Genomic DNA, 17,874 nt, shown 5'->3' with positions numbered 1-17,874 from the left:
GTTCGGTTGGCTTGGTGGCCTGTGTTGGCCTTGGAACCAAACTTACGCCCGAGGGGTTAGCCTTAGAAATTCATTGAAACACTAGCCGCTATTAATAGTATTAATACAACAAGTCAGGCCCCGCACTGCGGGGCCTGTGGCTTATTGCCGCACCAGGAACTTGAGGTCGCTGGGGGCATCAATCGCCAGTTTCTGCACGGTTTTGCCCAAAAGACCGGTCTTGGGATCGCGCTCGACGACCACAATCTCGTTGCTCTTCTGGTTGGCGATCAGCAGGAACTTGCCGCTGGGGTCCAGGGCGAACTCCCGGGGATGGTCACCTTCCACCGATCGGCGCTGGATCTCTTTGAGCTGCGCAGTGGCCGGGTCGATGGCAAACACCAACATCTGGTTGGCGGTGCCACGGTTGCTCACGTAGAGGAACTTGCCGTCGCTTGAGGTGTGCAGTGCAGCACCGGCCTTGTCGGACACCGGCTGGCCATCCGCGAAGTTGACCAGTTGCTTCTGGGTCAGCTTGCCATCGTTGTAGTCGAACACCGCCACTTGCGCGCTCATCTCGGTGGTCAGCCACGCGTGCTTGCCGTCTGCGGTGAACAGCAGGTGCCGCGGGCCGCTGCCCGGTGGCAATTGCACAAACGCAGGGGCGGCCGGGGTCAGCGGCAGTTCGTGGTTGGCCTTGGGGTCGTAGTGGTAGGAAAAGATCTTGTCCGCCCCCAGGTCCTGGACAAACACGTATTTGCCGTCCGGCGAAGACACCACCGAATGCACGTGGTTGGACGCCTGGCGCTCCGGGTTGACCCGGCTGGCCGGGTGCCCGCTCAACTGCACTGGCGGCGACAGCTTGCCTTCGGTGTCTAGCGGCAGCACCGCGAGGCTGCCGCCCGGATCTTCCAGCACCGAATAGTTGGCCACGAACAGGTAGCGCCCGTCACTGGCCAGGCTGGAATGGGTCGGCTCGTTGCCCAGGCTCTGCACCTGGTTGATCAGGGTCAGTTGATGGTTCTTCGGGTCGATGCTGTAGCTGCTGACGCGCCCCACCGGGTCTTTTTGGCCCGGGCCGTTTTCGTTGACCACAAACAGGTGCTTCTGGTCCTTGGACAGGGTCAGCCACGACGGGTTGGCCGCCTTGGCGGCGAGCACCGGCTGGCCGCTGAACTGCCCGGTACGGCTGTCGAACTGCAAGCGGTAGATACCTTCACTGGTGCCGGCGGTGTAGCTGCCCACCAGCAACTCATAGGTGTCCACCGGCGCAGCCTGGACCGACATTGCGCCTACGCTGCCGGCCATCAGCAGGGGCCAGAATTTACGCATCATCATCCGCTTCATCCTCGTCATTATTGTTGCCGGTGACGCCGCTCATGCAGACCAGGCGGTGTTCGCCCGAGTCACCGGTAAGGGTCCAGCTTTGCAGGGTTTGATCAAAGGTCGCCGCCTTGACTTGCTCCAGGGTGAAACTCCAGCGCTTCTCGGCGCGACCGTCCATGCAGATGATCGATAACGTCTGGTCATCCAGGCTGAAATCGAAGCTGTGCAGGCCATCGATTTCGACCATCTGGCAGTCTTCAAAAGCGTCGGGCAAGGTAGCGGTGTCGGCAGTCATAACCATCAATCATCAAGAGGAAAGACCTCATGATAGGTCAAATCGTTGCATCGGCCTAAGCCCGCGCAATGCAAAACGCCGTGGCACAGGCCACGGCGTTTTGGCAAACAGCGTTGGATCAGTGGGCGAACAGCGAATTGCCCTTCTGCCCCGCCAGCTTCTCGGGCTTGATCAGGAAGCGTGCCAGCGCCGGCAGCAGCCACAGCGCGCCGAACATGTTCCACAGCAGCATGAAGGTCAGCATCAGCCCCATGTCGGCCTGGAACTTGATGGCCGAGAAGATCCAGGTGCATACGCCGATTGCCAGGCACAGGCCGGTGAACAGCACGGCTTTACCGGTGGACTTGAGCGTCTGGTAATAGGCTTCCTGCAACGGCAGGCCGGCCCGCAGGAAACTCTCCAGGCGGCTGTAGATGTAGATGCCGTAGTCCACGCCGATCCCCACCCCCAGCGCCACCACCGGCAAGGTCGCGACCTTGACGCCGATGCCCATGAACGCCATCAGCGCGTTGCCCAGCACCGAGGTCAGCACCAGCGGCAGCACGATGCACAGGGTCGCCGCCCACGAGCGGAAGGTGATCATGCACATGGTGGCCACGCACAGGTAAACCAGGATCAGGATGGTCAGCTCGGACTCCTTGATCACCTCGTTGGTGGCCGCCTCGATCCCGGCGTTACCGGCGGCGAGGATGAATTCCAGGCCGTCCTTGTTGTTCTCTTTCGCGAAGTCCTGCACCGCATGCACCGCGCGGTCGAGGGTTTCGGCCTTGTGGTCGTTGAGGAACACCAGCACCGGCGCCAGGGAGCAATTGTTGTTATACAGGCCATCGGCACGGGCAATGGAGTTGTTCAGCACGTCCGGGTTGCGCGACAGGGTTTCCCATTTCAGGTTGCCCTCGTTCATGCCCTTGATCATCTGCTTGGACACGGTCACCAGCGAGATGGCCGACTGCACGCCTTCGGTGTTCTGCATCTTCCACATCAACTGGTCGATGGGCGCCATGGCTTCATACCGCGAGCAGCCTTCGGGCGGGGTCTTGACCATCACCACCAGCACGTCGGAGCTGGTGGAGTAGTTGTTGATGATGAAGTTGTTGTCCTTGTTGTAGCGCGAGTCCGGCCGCAGCTCCGGTGCACCCTGGTCGAGGTCACCGATCTTCAGGTTCTGGCTGTACCAGAGGCCGCCACCGAAGGCGATCAGCGCCAGGGCTATCGACACCGGCGCGACCTTGGGGCTGGCGAACTTCGACAGCAGGCGCCAGAACGGGTGTTCGCGGTGCGCATCCTTCTTGCTCTTGGCGATGGCGCGTTTGCTGATGCCGACATACGAGATCGCCACCGGCAGCAGGATCAGGTTGGTGAACACGATGACCGCCACACCCACCGAAGCACCGATTGCCAGCTCGCGGATCACACCGATGTCGATGATCAAGAGGGTGATAAAACCGACCGCATCGGCGAGGATCGCGATCATGCCCGGCAGGAACAGCTGGCGGAAGGTACGCCGGGCCGCGGTCAGGGCGTTGTCGGCATCACTGGATTGCAGGGCGATGCCGTTGATCTTCTGTACGCCGTGGGAAATACCGATGGCGAAGATCAGGAACGGCACGAGCATCGAGTAGGGATCCAGCCCGAAACCCAGGGCATGCATCAGCCCGAGCTGCCAGATCACCGCCACCAGCGTGGTGCTCAACACCGCGACGGTACTGCGCAGGCAGTTGGTAAACCACAGCAGCAGCACCAGGGTGATGACGAAGGCGATACCGAAGAACATCACCACCATCACCAGGCCGTCGATCAGGTCGCCGACCTTCTTGGCAAAACCGACAATGTGGATCTTGACGTTGGGGTTCTGCGCTTCGAACTTGTCGCGGATCTTGTCTTCGAGCTCATGGGAGAACTTGCGGTAGTCCAGGGCCAGCAGCTTGCCCTGGTCCTGTGGGTCCGGATAGGACTCCAGCAGCGGAATGTCGACGATGCTCGACTTGAAGTCGTTGGCCACCAACCGCCCGACCTGCCCGGACTTCAGCACGTTGTTGCGCAACTGGTCGAGGCTTTCCGGCGAGCCGTTGTAGCTCTGCGGGATCACTTCACCGCCGGCAAAGCCTTCTTCGGTAACTTCGGTCCAGCGCACGCTGGGGCTCCACAGGGACTTGAGGCCGGAGCGGTCGACGCCGGAGATGTAGAACACCTCGTCGTTGATCTGGCGCAGGGTCTCCATGTACTCCTTCGTGAAGATGTCACCGTCCTTGGCCTCCACCGAAATGCGCACCGTGTTGCCCAGGTTCGCCAGGTCATTGCGGTGCTCCATCATCCTCTCGATGAAGGGGTGCTGGAGGGGGATCATTTTTTCGAAGCTGGTGGACGGGCGAATCAACGTCGCCTGCCAGAACAGGAAAATACTCACCAGCAGGCAGATCGTGATGACTGCCGGGCGGTTATTGAAAATCAGGCGCTCGAGAAACGTGGCCTTGTCGTTGTGATGACTGCTCATTGTGTCCCCGCCTTCTTATTGTTTTGTCGGCTCGGCGCCGGTTGGACTGGCCACGCGAACGCCGCCCTGCCCCGCCAGAATCAAGTTGCCGTTGCCCGCCGCGGTGACCGCCGACAGCGAAATGCGGTCCGGGCGATTGAATACGCTGAAGGTCAGGCCGTCGTCGTGGCTGACCACCACGCTGCCACCGTTGCCCACTACCACGATGGAACCGTCGTCCAGCAGGGTCGCCCCCGACAAACCGAATTCCAGCGCGCCACGAGTGGCGTTCAGCTCCACCGGCTCCCAGGTGCTGCCAAAATCCGTGGAGCGGAACAGGTTGCCACGCAGGCCGTAGGCCAACAGCGTCTGCGCCTGGGCGGTGCCGATCACGCCGAACAGCGAGCCCTCGTAGGGGCCTTCGAGTTTTTCCCAGGTCTGCCCCTCGTCATGGGAGCGGAACATGCTGCCCTGCTCACCGACGATAAACAGCCCGGCATCTTTCACCTGGGCGATGGCGTTGAGGTGGTATTGGTCTTCGTTGTCGAGGCGGTCGCTGACGTCGTCCCAGGTCTTGCCCCCGTCGGTGGTTTCGATCAGCGCACCGTAGGCACCCACGGCAAAGCCGTTGCTGGCGTCCTTGAACCAGACGTCGAGCAGCGGTGCTTCGCGCTTGAGGTCCTGGAATTGTTGGGTCCAGGTAACGCCGCCGTCGGTGGTGGCGAGGATCTGTGCGTCATGGCCCACCGCCCAGCCGTGTTGGTCGTCGGCGAAAAATACGGCGGTCAGCAGTTGCCGGGTGGGGACTTTGCCTTGGGTCCAGGTGACACCCTGGTCGTCGGAATAGAGGATGTGCCCGCGATCACCGACCGCGACCAGGCGCTTGCCTGCGTGGACCACGTCGATCATCAGGCTTTTGGCGGCCTTGGGGGAGTCAATGGCGAACACCGCGGCGGCGGTGGTTTCTGTGGCGGCATGGGCCGGTGTCGACAACGCGACAACCCCCAGCAACGAGAGCGCTGTGGCCAGCAATGCGACCCTGCGCGTGGCCTTCGGGCGGAAAAACACCACACCCATGACAGGCTCACTCATAGACCTTTCTCCCATTTATTATTGTTAGGTCGTCTTGCCGTGGGGAGCCCTGAAACCTGCAATCTAGAGCGCCTTGGGCAAGCTGGGCCATCCTAGCGGGCTTTGGAATCGTCTGACAATCGGCGCTACGTTATGTTTTGTTAACTGGAGGGGTTTGGGTCGGTGCTGAATGTAGTGCTATCAGCGGCGGTGATCCGTGGAGGGGCGCTGTTGGGGTGAGGGGGCTTGCTTCCGCTGGAGTGCGCAGCGCTCCTACGCTTTTTGGGGCCGCTGCGCAGCCCAGCGGGAGCAAGCTCCCTCGCCACGGGTGAGGTGTGGGCCTTGGAATGAATTTTTATTCTATGTGTTGAGTTTTGGGAATATTTATTCCATAAATAGGCTTCTCAATACAATAATTCGAAGGAACCCGGCTATGCGCGAACTCGGAATCGGCCTGATTGGTACAGGCTTTATGGGGCGTGCCCACGCCTTGGCGTTCAATAATGCGCGGGCGGTGTTCGAGCTGCCGGTGAAGCTCACGCTGGCCGCCCTGGCCGATGCCGATACCGAGCGCGCAATACGCTGCGCCAATGACTGGGGGTTTGCCCAGGCCCATGGCGACTGGCAGCAGTTGATTGACGATCCCAAGGTGGATGTTGTCGCCATCACTACTCCCAACCATTTGCACTACCCCATGGCCATGGCTGCACTGGCGGCAGGCAAGGCGGTGTATTGCGAGAAGCCGCTGGCGGTGAGCCTGGAGCAGGCGGCCGCGATGCGTGATGCGGCGAGCAAGGCCGGGGTGGTGACGCGGGTGGGTTACAACTATCAGCACAACCCGATGATTGGCTTGGCCCGGCAGTTGATCGCCCGCGGTGAGTTGGGGGAGATCATCAGTTTTCAGGGGGAGTTCAGCGAGGATTTCATGGCGGATTCGGCGTCGCCGTGGTCGTGGCGCTGTGAGGTGGGACATGCCGGCGGTGCGTTGGCGGATCTGGGCAGTCATTTACTGTCCATGGCGCGCTATTTGGTGGGGGATGTGGTGAGTGTGTGTGCCGATACGCAAACGGTGCACGGGCAGCGGCCTGCCACCGCCGGGAGTGAGACGCTGCGGGAGATTGCGGTGGATGACCAGGTGCATGCGTTGTTGCGGTTTGCCAATGGGGCACGGGGGACGGTGAGCAGTAGCTGGCTGAAGCATGGGTATAAGAATCACCTGAGCTTTGAGATCAGTGGCACGCGGGGCACGTTGTTGTTTGATCAGGAACGGTTGAATGAGTTGCAGCTGTTTCGGGTTGGGCAGGAGGGGTTTCAGCGGGTGTTGGCGGGGCCTTCGTTGCCAGGGTATGCGGCGTTCAGTCCGGCGCCGGGGCATCAGTTGGGGTACAACGAGTTGAAGACGCTGGAGGTGCATGAGTTGGTGATGGCGTTGGCCGGCAAGGGCAGTGACGGGACGGATTTTGCGGCGGCTTGGGAGATTGAGCGGTTGGCCACGGCGATTCGGGTGGCGGCCAAGGAGGAGCGGTGGGTCAGGCTGAATGAGGTCTAAATGTGGGAGCGGGCTTGCTCGCGAACGCGGTGGGTCAGCCACGGCATCTGGCGACTGACACACCGCTTTCGCGAGCAAGCCCGCTCCCACATTTGATTGTCGTTAGCTTTTGGATTTGCGCATTAGCCTATATGCCGCCGGGATGACGAAGAGGGAGAGCAAGGGCGCTGTGAGCATGCCGCCAATCATGGGCGCGGCAATCCGGCTCATGACTTCGCTGCCGGTGCCGCCGCCTAAAAGGATCGGCAGCAAGCCGGCGATGATTACGGCCACGGTCATCGCCTTGGGCCGCACGCGTAATACGGCACCTTCGGTGATGGCTTCCAGCAGGGCCTGGTCCCCTCCTCCCTGGCGTTCGGCCCAGGCGTTTTTCAAATACAGCAGCATGATCACGCCAAACTCCGCCGACACCCCCGCCAACGCGATAAATCCAACACCCGTCGCCACCGACAGGTTGAAGCCCAGCCAGTACAGCAACCACACCCCACCCGTCAGCGCGAACGGCAACGTGGCGAGGATCAGCAGCGCCTCATCCACCCGCCGGAACGTCAGGTACAGCAGCACGAAGATGATCAGCAAAGTCGCCGGCACCACCAGTTTCAGGCGTTCATTGGCCCGCTCCAGGAACTCGAACTGCCCCGAGTAGCTGAGGCTCATGCCCGGTTGCAGTTGCACGTTCTGGTTGATCGCTTCACGCAAGTCCTTCACCACCGACGCCAGGTCGCGGTCGCGCACGTCGATGTACACCCAGCCGGAAGGCCGGGCGTTTTCGCTCTTGAGCATCGGCGGGCCTTCGCTGACCTTGATCCTGGCCACGGTGCCCAGGGTGATCTGGCTGCCCGACGGCGTATAGATCGGCAGGTTGCTCAACGCGCTCACCGAGTCGCGCCATTCTTTCGGGTAGCGCAGGTTGATGGGAAACCGCGCCAAGCCTTCGACGGTCTCGCCGATGTTTTCCCCGCCAATCGCCCCGGAGACAATGGACTGCACATCGGTGATGTTCAGGCCATAACGCGCGGCGGCCGGGCGGTCGATATCCACGTCGATGTAGCGCCCGCCCGTCAGGCGTTCCGCCAGCGCCGAGCTGACGCCGGGCACCGTCTTGGCAACCTTTTCCACGGCCTGGGTCACGGCGTCGATGTCCATCAGGCTGGAACCCGCGACCTTGACGCCGATCGGGCTTTTGACCCCGGTGGCGAGCATGTCGATGCGGTTGCGGATCGGCGGAATCCAGATGTTGGTCAGCCCCGGCACCTGCACCACCCGGTCGAGTTCCTTCACCAGTTTTTCCGGGGTCATGCCCGGCCGCCATTGGTCTCGCGGCTTGAACTCGATGGTGGTTTCGAACATTTCCAGCGGCGCCGGGTCGGTGGCGGTTTCCGCGCGGCCGGCCTTGCCAAACACGTGGGCGACTTCCGGCACGCTCTTGATCAAGCGGTCTGTACGTTGCAGCAATGCGCCGGCAGTTTGCGTCGACAAACCAGGCAACGCCGACGGCATATACAACAGGTCACCCTCATCCAGCGGCGGCAGGAATTCACCGCCCAGGTGCGACACCGGCCATAGCGCACTGGCGACCATCAGCAGCGCGACCAGCATGGTCATGCGCGGCCAGCGCAACACCGCGCCGAGGGCCGGTTGGTAGAGTTTGATCAGGCCGCGATTCAGCGGGTTGCGTTGCTCATCGGGAATACGCCCGCGAATCCAGTAGCCCATCAGCACCGGGATCAGGGTCACCGACAACCCCGCCGCAGCGGCCATGGCATAGGTCTTGGTGTAGGCCAGCGGCCCGAACAAGCGGCCTTCCTGGGCTTGCAGGGTGAACACCGGGATAAACGACAAGGTGATGATCAGCAGGCAGAAAAACAACGCCGGCCCCACCTCCACTGCTGCATCGGTGATGACCTTCCAATGCGCCTCCCCCTTCAATTCCTGGTTCGGATGCGCGTGGTGCCAGGCTTCGATTTTCTTGTGGGCATTCTCGATCATCACCACCGCGCCATCGACCATCGCGCCGATGGCAATCGCAATCCCGCCCAGGGACATGATGTTCGCGTTGATGCCCTGGAAGCGCATGACGATAAAGGCAATCAACACCCCCACCGGCAACGAAATGATCGCCACCAGCGAGGAGCGCAGGTGCCACAGGAAGATCCCGCACACCAGCGCCACCACCAGGAACTCTTCGAGCAGCTTGTGGCTGAGGTTGTCCACGGCGCGATCGATGAGTTTGCTGCGATCGTAGGTGGTGACGATTTCCACCCCGGGCGGCAGGCTGGTTTGCAGTTGCTCCAGCTTGGTCTTGACCGCCGCGATGGCCTCGCGGGCGTTCTTGCCGCTGCGCAGGATCACCACGCCGCCCACCGCCTCGCCTTCGCCATCCAGTTCACTGATGCCCCGGCGCATGTCCGGGCCCAGCTGGATCGTCGCCACATCCCCAAGGGTCACCGGCACGTTGTGGGTGTCGAGCCGCAGGGGAATGCCGCGAAAGTCCTCCAGGGTTTTCAGGTAGCCGGACGCACGCACCATGTATTCCGACTCACCCATGTTCAGCACCGAACCGCCGGTTTCCTGGTTTGCCTTGCCGATGGCTTCCACCACCTGGGCCTGGGTGATGCCGCGACTGGCCAGGGCCAGCGGGTCGATCTGCACCTGGTACTGCTTGACCTGGCCGCCGATGGTCGCCACTTCGGCGACATTGGGCAGGGTCTTGAGCTCGAACTTGAGGAACCAGTCCTGCAACGAGCGCAGTTGCGCCAGGTCGTGTTTGCCGGTGCGGTCCACCAGCGCGTACTGGTAGATCCAGCCGACACCGGTGGCATCCGGGCCCAGCGCCGGCTTGGCCGATGCCGGCAAACGCGCCTGCAACTGGCTCAGGTATTCCAGCACCCGCGAGCGCGCCCAATACAGGTCGGTGCCTTCGTCGAACAGCACGTAGACATAGCTGTCGCCGAAGAACGAAAAGCCACGCACGGTCTTCGCCCCCGGCACCGAGAGCATGGTGGTGGTCATCGGGTAAGTGACCTGGTTCTCGACAATCTGCGGGGCCTGGCCCGGGTACGGCGTGCGGATGATCACCTGCACATCCGACAGGTCCGGCAAGGCGTCCACCGGGGTGTTCTGGATCGACCACAAACCCCAGGCCGTCACGAATAAAGTCGCCAACAACACCAAAAAGCGGTTGGCCACCGACCAGCGAATCAACAGGGCGATCATGGCCTGGCTCCCGGTTGCATGCTCATGCCGTCCATGGCCCCCTCATCTGAAAAACCGCCGGACGATTGAGTGGTAATTCCCTTCAAACTTGCTTCGGAGTCCAGCAGAAATTGACCGGAGGCCACCACCTGCTGGCCTTCCTGCAGGCCGGCGAGGATGACGGTGTTGTCCTGGTTTTCTGCACCCACCTGGACTTCTACCGGGCGATATCGCCCGCCCTCCTCGGCCACCATCACCAGCACGCGTTTGCCGGTGCGAATCAACGCCTCGCTCGGCAGCAACAGCACCGATTGGCCGCTGGATTGGGCCAGGCGCACCTGGGCGGTCATACCGGGGCGCAACATACCGTCAGGGTTGGGCAGTTCGACCCGAACCTGCACGGTGCGGCTGTCCATGGCGGTTGCCGGCAGAATCGCGGCGACGGTGCCTTTGACGACTTGTCCCGGCAACCCGACAAAACGGCTCTCGACCGTTTGCCCAACGGCCAGCGCGGCGCCCTGGGCTTCAGGCACGGCGACCTGCAGCCACACGGTGCCCAGGCCATTGACCCGCGCCAGGGTTTGACCCGCCGCGACGGTCATGCCTTCGCGTACGTCGAGGGTTTGCAACGCGCCGCCCAGCGGGGTGGTGATGGTCATCACCGATTGCACCCGGCCGCTGCGCTCCATCTGCGTGATCAACCCGGCAGGCATTCCGCTCAAGCGCAGACGCTGGCGGGCGGCAGCCAACAAACCTGGATCGCTGTGTCGCAGAGCAAGGAACTCTTCCTGAGCGGCGGCCCATTCGGGCACCAGAATGTCCGCCAGGGGCGCCTGGGCCTTGAGCACATCCCCCGGCGCGCGGGCGTAAACCCGCTCGACAAATCCCGCAGCCCGCGCCTGCACCACCGCCACATCGCGGTCGTTGAACGCAAGGATTCCCGACAGCTCAAGACTCGACGCCAGCACCCCACGGCTGACGCTCGCAAGACGCACACCGATGTTCTGGGTCAGGCTCGAATCGATATGAATCGCCGCACTCTCCTCGGCGCCACCGGCGTAGCGCGGCACCAGTTGCATGTCCATGAAGGGCGACTTGCCCGGCTTGTCGAATTTTTGCTGCGGGTACATCGGGTCGTACCAGTACAGCGCCTTTTTCTCGTCCGGCGCCTGCATCGTCCCGGCCATGGCCGGCTGTGCCTCGCGCATCTGCGCCAGCCAGTAGCCGCCGCCCAGACCCAGCAGCAGGACGCCGCCCAACAGGGCCATATTCACGATTCGGTTATTCATTGGCAGGTTCCCCGTAAGCGAAATACAGCTGGGCACCCGTGAGGGCGCGCTGCTCAATGGCGTCAATCTGTTTGAAGCGCGCCTCGACCCACTCGCGGCGGGCGCTGACCACGCTCATCAGGTCGCCCTTGCCCGCGCGATACCCCGCCAGGCTCAGCGACACTTTCTCCTCGGCCAGCGGCACCAGGCTGTCCTGGCTGCGCTGCACGGCGCGGTCCAGGCGCTGGTAGTTGGCCAGGTCGTCTTCGAGTTCCTGGGTATGTTCACGGGTCTTGGCTTCGCGTTCGGCGTCCAGTTGGTCGAGTTCGGCCTGCTTGGCGGCGATACCGGGGTTTTGTCGGCGACCGGGGAAGATCGGCAAATCGAAGGTGAATTGCAGGCTGACCATGTCGCCGTACTCACGGCCTCGGTGCTGGTAGTCCACTTCCCAACTCCAGTCCGAGGTCTTTTGCGCCTTGGCCTCGTTCAGCCGGGCTTCGGCCTCGCGGGTGCGCGGTGCAAAGGCTTGCAGAACCGGGTGCTGGTGCAGGTTGTGGGTGAAGCCGGTGGTGTCGATTTTCCAGTTCGGCAATTGCCCGCTGGGGGCTTCGCTGGCGGCCGGGCCGATCCAGCGCTTGAGGGCCGCCCGGGCCTGGGCGCGTTGCTGGATCAGCTCATCCTCGCGCTCGGCCAGGTCAGCCGCTTCCTGCTTCGGGATCACGACGTCGGAAGGCTGCCCGCGACCGCCGGCCAGTTGCGCACGCACGGTGTCTTGCAGCAGGCGATTCTGCTGATAGAAGTCCTTGAACAGTGCCTCTTTGCGCTCCACCGCATAGGCGCGAATCCACGCCTGGGCGGTGGCCTGACGCACATTCAAGCGCTCGATCCGGCCTTCGGCGGCAGCCGTGTCCACGCTGGCCGACGCCAACTCAACCCGTGCCTTGCGCTTGTCGCGGCTGGGCACTTGTTGCTGGATGCCGATCATTTGCTCGGTCATGTCATCGCCATACAACGTGCCGCGATCGGGCCCGCCGACGGGGAAATTTTGCAGGCCTACTACCAGTTTCGGATCCGGCAGTTCGCCGGCCGGAATCGCCGCCTGGGTCGCGGCCTGCAATTTGGAGGATTCAGCCGTCAGCGACGGCGCGTTGTTTTGCGCCAGGCGCAAGGCCTCATCCAGGGTCAGCGCAGACGCCAGCGTCGGCCACGCCAGCACGCCCATCACCAGGGCACGCACGCATAGGAAATTCATCTTGAAGTGTCCTGTTCTGTTGCGCTGTGCACCGCTTTACGCGGCCCACAGCAAGGCCGTCCCGGTTCAGGGACGAGTCTTCAGGTGCAACAGGATTCAGCGACGGGGCGGGCGCCAGACGCCGGACGGCGTGCGGTCGGGAATGAAGTCGGAAGAGACGCTGACGACCAGCGCATTGGAGGCAGTTACCGGGGCCTTGAGCACCGGCATCGACAATTGCAGCATGCCGCCGGTCTTGCACTCCTGGCCGGGCTTGCAGCTTTTGCCGTGGTCAGCGGCTGCGCCGTCCTGGCAACAGTCAGGGGCCATGTCGCTCATCATCTGCATGTCGGACATCTGCATCGGGCACGGCTCGGTGCTCGACGGCACACCCGCCATCCCGGTCAGGGGAAGCGCAAGACTCAACAGCAGGACCAGGAAAAAACGCAGATAGCGGCTCATGGGACGGGAGCTTAGCCAAAAGGCGGTTAAGCAACAATTAACAAAATCCGGAGATTTCGCCTTCGCCCGGAATGCAGCAACGACACAAAACAAAATGTGGGAGCGGGCTTGCTCGCGAAAGCGGTGTATCAGCCAATCCATATGTGACTGATACACCGCTTTCGCGAGCAAGCCCGCTCCCACATGGGGACCGAGCAAGCCTGAGGATCAGTGCATGAAGATCGCGATCAGGATAATGACCGGGATAGGCACACCGAGGAAAAACAGCAGTAATGAGCGCATGACGTTCTCCTTGAATTAACGAACGGAAGTGGTGTGGGGAGTGGTTTCCAGATACACCACGGCATCCCGGCGACGACCACCAAAGGTTGCAGCGAGGCTGGCAAAAAACGCACCGATCAACAGCGCCACGAAGGTCCACAGCGACGTGTAGGCAGCCACTTTTGCAGCCGTGTCGGCAGCCTGCTTGGCTTTCAACTTGGCGTCATCCAGGGCTTTTTGAGCCTGGCCATAGACCTGGTCAACACGCGCCTCGGCATCGGCCTGGCTGAGGTTGGTCCGCTGGCTGATCAACTGTGCAAGGTACGCACGGTCTTCAGGTGCCAGCTGACCATTGTTGCTCACGGTACGAGCGAAGATGCGAGCGACCACACCATGCACCGCGTCATCACTGACGGCGGCCGGGCGATCATCACGGAACAGGCTGTCGACGTAGTAGCCAAAGTCTTCGCCCTTGGAGGCAGCGCCAGCCACCTGGCTCATGCCACTGACGGCACCCGAGGCCACACTGGCACCGGCCTTCACACCACCGCTGACCACACTGCTGACCGAACCGACGATCAGCACCGCCGTCACCAGTGTCGCCACGGCCCAGGCCAGGAAGCCATGGGCGGTGTCGCGAAAGTACACCTCATCGCCGTGCATATTGGCCCATTTCACCCGCAGGCGACCGGCGATGTAACCGCCCATCCCCGACGCGATGATTTGCGTAACCGCCAGCCAGACAATGGTAGAAATGCCAAGCCCTTTGGCGCTGATGCCACTGTCGGCCCACGGCGACACCGCCGAAAAGCCCAGGCCGAAGCCCAGCAGTACCAGAATCAAGGACAGCGCAGCCGCGGCAGCGGCCCCGGCAAAGATCGCGCCCCAGGAAACCCCGGAGAGCGTGCTCGACTCTTGCAGCGTGGATGAGGATGTAATCATTGTTGTTTTGCTCCAGGCATGAAAAATAGTGTTACAAGTCTCAAAAGGGACAGTGCAGGCGACGTGCCAGAAGCTCGAAAATTAAAATTTCATATATTTCAACAACTTAATTAAGTTGAACTAATTTGAACCATGCAACTTGCAAGAAATGGCCCGGAGCGGCGGGCGTATTGCATTCCTCGTAGGAAATAACCCGTACGCCCCCCCATGGCATGCAAAAAATCCTACACACACAGCGTTCGTTCAGATTCAGCGGGTTATGGTGAATTGTGTCGTTTGTGCCTACATAAATTTTTATTTAGGAAGCGGGCTATCATTTCTTGGCAAAATGCCCGCACTTCAGTGTGAATCGCTCACCAGGTAATCCTTATGACCCGCATTTTGACCATCGAGGACGACGCCGTAACGGCCCGCGAGATCGTTGCCGAGCTGAGTAGCCATGGACTGGACGTAGACTGGGTAGACAATGGCCGCGAAGGCCTGGTCCGTGCCGTCAGCGGTGATTACGACCTGATCACCCTCGACCGCATGCTCCCGGAACTGGATGGCCTGGCCATCGTCACCACCCTGCGCACCATCGGCGTATCCACGCCGATCCTGATGATCAGCGCCCTCTCCGATGTGGATGAACGGGTACGCGGCCTGCGGGCCGGTGGTGATGACTACCTGACCAAACCGTTCGCCTCCGACGAAATGGCCGCCCGCGTCGAAGTGCTGCTGCGGCGCAAAAGCACGGTCAAGGAGTTTGAAACTGCCTTGCGCGTAGCGGATCTGGAACTGAACCTGATCAGCCGTGAAGCCAGCCGCGCCGAACAGCCCCTGAGCCTGTTGCCGACCGAATACAAACTGCTGGAATTCCTGATGCGCAACACCGGGCAAATTCTCTCGCGGATGATGATCTTCGAGGAAGTCTGGGGTTATCACTTCGACCCGGGCACCAACCTGATCGACGTGCACATCGGTCGCCTGCGCAAAAAAATCGACCCGCCGGGCCTCACGCCGCTGATCCGCACGGTACGAGGTTCCGGGTATGTCATTGCTGAACCCCTCTAAAGGCTGGCGCTCTTCCAGCAGCCGGCTGCTGGCGCTCTACAGTTCGTTGTTCGTGGCCTGGAGCTGCATCCTCATGGGCGTGTTGTACTACGAGGTGTCCGGTTACCTGGGCGACCTCTCGCGCCACTCCCTGATGCAGCGCCAGCACCTGTTCCAGCGGTTTGACGGCGAAGAGCTGGTGGAAGCCCTGACCACCAGCATGACCTTCGACATGAAGGGCGTTGACGCCTACGGCCTGTTCGACAATCAGTTCAACCCCATCAGCGGCCCGATCCGCGTGATACCGCCCGACCTGCCAATGGACGGGCACATCCACGCCCTGGCCAACTGCATCGACTCCGACGACCCGAAACTGCCGCGCGACAGCTGCGACGCCGTAGCCACCCACACCGAAGACGGCCGCTGGCTGATCCTGGTGCGGGCCAACGGCTCGCTGTTCGGCGTGACGCGGATCATCCTGCACGCCTTGCTGTGGGGGATCACCCTGACGATCATTCCCGGCGCGGCCGGCTGGCACCTGCTCAGGCGGCGCCCGTTGCGGCGGATTCGCGGGATCCAGGCGAGTGCCGAAGCCATCGTGGCCGGCGACCTGACCCACCGTCTGCCATTGTCCGACCGACGCGACGAACTGGACATGCTGGCGGCCATCGTCAACGCGATGCTCGACCGTATCGAGAAGCTGATGAACGAGGTCAAGGGCGTGTGCGACAACATCGCCCACGACTTGCGCACCCCGCTCACACGCCTGCGGGCGCAGCTGTACCGAATCCAGCAACAGGCTGATGAAGACGCGCCCCACGCACTGCAACTGGACGCGGCCATCGCCGAGACCGACACCTTGATGGCGCGTTTTCGCGGCCTGCTGCGGATTTCCGAACTGGAAGACCATCAGCGCCGCTCGGGCTTCCTGGTGCTTGATCCCCTGCCCTTGCTGCAGGAACTCCACGACTTCTACCTGCCCCTGGCAGAAGAAGGCGAGATGGAACTGCTGCTGCAAGTGCCGGACTCATTGCCCTGGATCACCGGTGACCGCGCGCTGCTGTTCGAAGCCCTGGCCAACCTGCTGAGCAACTCGATCAAGTTCACCCCGCCGGGCGGCGAAGTGATTTTGCGCGGCGTGAACGATGCCGGCAGCACCCGCATTGAAGTCCTGGACTCCGGCCCCGGGATTCCCGCAGCTGAACGTGCCGCGGTGTTCCAGCGGTTTTACCGGGTGGACGAAGGCAATCAGCAACAAGGCGGGTTTGGCTTGGGGCTGTCGATTGTGGCCGCGATCATCAACCTGCACGGGTTCAAACTGGAAGTCGGCAGCAGCGAACGAGGCGGTGCGAAGCTGATCCTCGAATGCCGCCAACAACTGATGCCCGAAGCCTGAAGCCTGAAGCCTGAAGCCTGAAGAACACCACAAAACCAATGTGGGAGCGGGCTTGCTCGCGAATGCGGAGTGTCAGTCAACCCATCTGGCACTGATCCACCGCATTCGCGAGCAAGCCCGCTCCCACATTTGATCTTCATTCAGCCCGGAAAATTACCGCGCAACGCATCCAGCCCGCCGCTGTAGACACCGGTAAACAACTCCTCCACCGCCGCATCCGTCACACCGGCCACCGGAGTAAACACGCCCGACCAGGTCACCTTCGCGGAGCTGTCACCCAGCGCCTCAACCTTCAACGTCGCCAGATACTCACTCACCGGAAACGGCGACTCGCTGATCGAATAACTGTAGGTACGCGCTGCATCATCAAAGCGTTGCAACCGTTCCACCACCACCCCGCCATCCGCCGTTTGCAGATGACGCACGCGCCCGCCTTCACTCGGCTCGCTCTTGACGATAAAGGGCAGCCAGTCCGGCAGCGAATTGAAGCCGCCGACCAATTGCCAAACCTGTTCGGCCGAAACCGGGATTTCAATAACAGCAGATGCTTTTGCCACGATTAACACTCCAAACCATTCAAGAAAAATCAGATCGCCATGCTGTCGACAACACCGCCGTCGACCCGCAACGCGGCACCGGTGGTGGCAGAGGACAACGGTGAAGCAATGTACGCCACCAGATTCGCCACTTCATCCACATTCGCTGCGCGCTGGATGATCGACGTCGGCCGCGCATTGCGCACAAACACATCCGCCTCGTCCCGCGCACTGCGCCCGGACTTGGCCACGGCGTCCTTGAGCATGTGCTCCAGGCCGTCGGTAAAGGTCGGCCCCGGCAGGATCGCATTGACCGTCACCCCGGTGCCCGCCAGGCGTTTGGCCAAGCCATGGGACACCGCCAGGTTGGCGCTTTTGGTCACGCCGTAATTGATCATGTCAGCCGGCGTTGCCACACCGGATTCCGACGACACAAAGATCACCCGGCCCCAGCCCTGCTCGACCATGCCCGGCGTGTAATGCCGCGACAAACGCACACCGGAGATCACGTTGACCTCGTAGAAACGCGTCCACTCGCTGTCGGGGGCGTCGAAGAAATCGACGTCGTTGAAGATCCCGAGGTTGTTCACCAGGATGTCGGCGCGCGGCTCGGCGGCGAACAGCTTTTCAGCGCCCTCGGCCGTACCGAGGTCCGCCACCAGCCCACGCAGATCCGCGCCGGGCACGGCCTGGCGAATGGTCGCCAGCGCCTCGTCGACCTTGCCCGATTCACGCCCGATCACCACCACCGTAGCGCCGGATTGCGCCAGCGCCTGGCTGATGCCCAGGCCTATGCCGGCGGTGCTGCCACTGACGATTGCGACTTTGCCACTGATATCAATTTTCATGTTCGCGTTC

The 17,874-nt window shown here is 62.0% G+C and carries 14 protein-coding genes; 3 read left to right on the top strand and 11 right to left on the bottom strand.

The window, feature by feature from the left end:
- Positions 1–141: 141 nt before the first annotated feature.
- The 4 genes from HX824_RS23235 to HX824_RS23220 form a co-directional block, all read right to left on the bottom strand.
- Complete coding sequence (locus HX824_RS23235; protein WP_177055132.1) at positions 142–1,317, bottom strand: lactonase family protein; 1,176 nt, start codon at positions 1,315–1,317, stop codon at positions 142–144.
- Positions 1,304–1,600, bottom strand: coding sequence for a DUF5629 family protein (locus HX824_RS23230; RefSeq protein WP_177055131.1), 297 nt, complete (start codon positions 1,598–1,600; stop codon positions 1,304–1,306). The genes HX824_RS23235 and HX824_RS23230 overlap by 14 nt, the downstream gene beginning before the upstream one ends.
- A 118-nt stretch (positions 1,601–1,718) precedes the next feature.
- Positions 1,719–4,094, bottom strand: a complete 2,376-nt coding sequence (locus HX824_RS23225) for an RND family transporter (protein WP_003211205.1) — start codon at positions 4,092–4,094, stop codon at positions 1,719–1,721.
- Positions 4,095–4,109: 15 nt separating this feature from the next.
- Positions 4,110–5,150: a YCF48-related protein gene (locus tag HX824_RS23220; protein ID WP_256347045.1), complete on the bottom strand. Its 1,041-nt coding sequence runs from the start codon at positions 5,148–5,150 to the stop codon at positions 4,110–4,112.
- A gap of 427 nt (positions 5,151–5,577) precedes the next feature.
- On the opposite strand from HX824_RS23220, the gene HX824_RS23215 reads away from it, so the two are divergent.
- Entirely contained in the window at positions 5,578–6,693 is a 1,116-nt protein-coding gene (locus HX824_RS23215; RefSeq protein ID WP_087694111.1) for a Gfo/Idh/MocA family protein, read from the top strand.
- A 102-nt stretch (positions 6,694–6,795) separates the two neighbouring features.
- Here the strand turns inward: HX824_RS23215 and HX824_RS23210 are convergent, their stop codons facing one another.
- The 5 genes from HX824_RS23210 to HX824_RS23190 form a co-directional block, all read right to left on the bottom strand.
- Positions 6,796–9,909, bottom strand: coding sequence for an efflux RND transporter permease subunit (locus HX824_RS23210; protein ID WP_134326900.1), 3,114 nt, complete (start codon positions 9,907–9,909; stop codon positions 6,796–6,798).
- Positions 9,906–11,177: an efflux RND transporter periplasmic adaptor subunit gene (locus HX824_RS23205; protein ID WP_177055130.1), complete on the bottom strand. Its 1,272-nt coding sequence runs from the start codon at positions 11,175–11,177 to the stop codon at positions 9,906–9,908. Before HX824_RS23205 ends, HX824_RS23210 begins: the two co-directional genes overlap by 4 nt.
- Positions 11,170–12,408: a TolC family protein gene (locus tag HX824_RS23200; RefSeq protein WP_177055129.1), complete on the bottom strand. Its 1,239-nt coding sequence runs from the start codon at positions 12,406–12,408 to the stop codon at positions 11,170–11,172. The genes HX824_RS23205 and HX824_RS23200 overlap by 8 nt, the downstream gene beginning before the upstream one ends.
- Positions 12,409–12,504: 96 nt before the next feature.
- Positions 12,505–12,849: a hypothetical protein gene (locus HX824_RS23195; RefSeq protein ID WP_177009771.1), complete on the bottom strand. Its 345-nt coding sequence runs from the start codon at positions 12,847–12,849 to the stop codon at positions 12,505–12,507.
- A gap of 297 nt (positions 12,850–13,146) precedes the next feature.
- Complete coding sequence (locus HX824_RS23190) at positions 13,147–14,052, bottom strand: hypothetical protein (protein WP_003219728.1); 906 nt, start codon at positions 14,050–14,052, stop codon at positions 13,147–13,149.
- Between the two features lie 369 nt (positions 14,053–14,421).
- Here HX824_RS23190 and HX824_RS23185 point away from each other — a divergent pair, with 369 nt between their 5' ends.
- Positions 14,422–15,105 carry a response regulator transcription factor gene (locus HX824_RS23185; RefSeq protein ID WP_003219726.1) on the top strand — a complete coding sequence of 228 codons (684 nt, stop codon included), beginning with the start codon at positions 14,422–14,424 and terminating at the stop codon, positions 15,103–15,105.
- On the top strand, positions 15,083–16,480 hold the full coding sequence (locus HX824_RS23180; RefSeq protein WP_008435962.1) for a cell wall metabolism sensor histidine kinase WalK: 1,398 nt from the start codon (positions 15,083–15,085) through the stop codon (positions 16,478–16,480). Before HX824_RS23185 ends, HX824_RS23180 begins: the two co-directional genes overlap by 23 nt.
- 140 nt (positions 16,481–16,620) lie before the next feature.
- Here HX824_RS23180 and HX824_RS23175 read toward each other — a convergent pair whose 3' ends face one another.
- Positions 16,621–17,037 carry an SRPBCC family protein gene (locus HX824_RS23175; protein ID WP_087694116.1) on the bottom strand — a complete coding sequence of 139 codons (417 nt, stop codon included), beginning with the start codon at positions 17,035–17,037 and terminating at the stop codon, positions 16,621–16,623.
- A 29-nt stretch (positions 17,038–17,066) separates the two neighbouring features.
- Entirely contained in the window at positions 17,067–17,864 is a 798-nt protein-coding gene (locus tag HX824_RS23170) for an SDR family NAD(P)-dependent oxidoreductase (RefSeq protein WP_003219722.1), read from the bottom strand.
- Positions 17,865–17,874 lie beyond the last annotated feature (10 nt).

It is taken from the genome of Pseudomonas sp. D4002 (assembly GCF_013385665.1).
Taxonomy (GTDB): domain Bacteria; phylum Pseudomonadota; class Gammaproteobacteria; order Pseudomonadales; family Pseudomonadaceae; genus Aquipseudomonas.
This window is presented reverse-complemented; position numbering and strand designations above follow the sequence as displayed.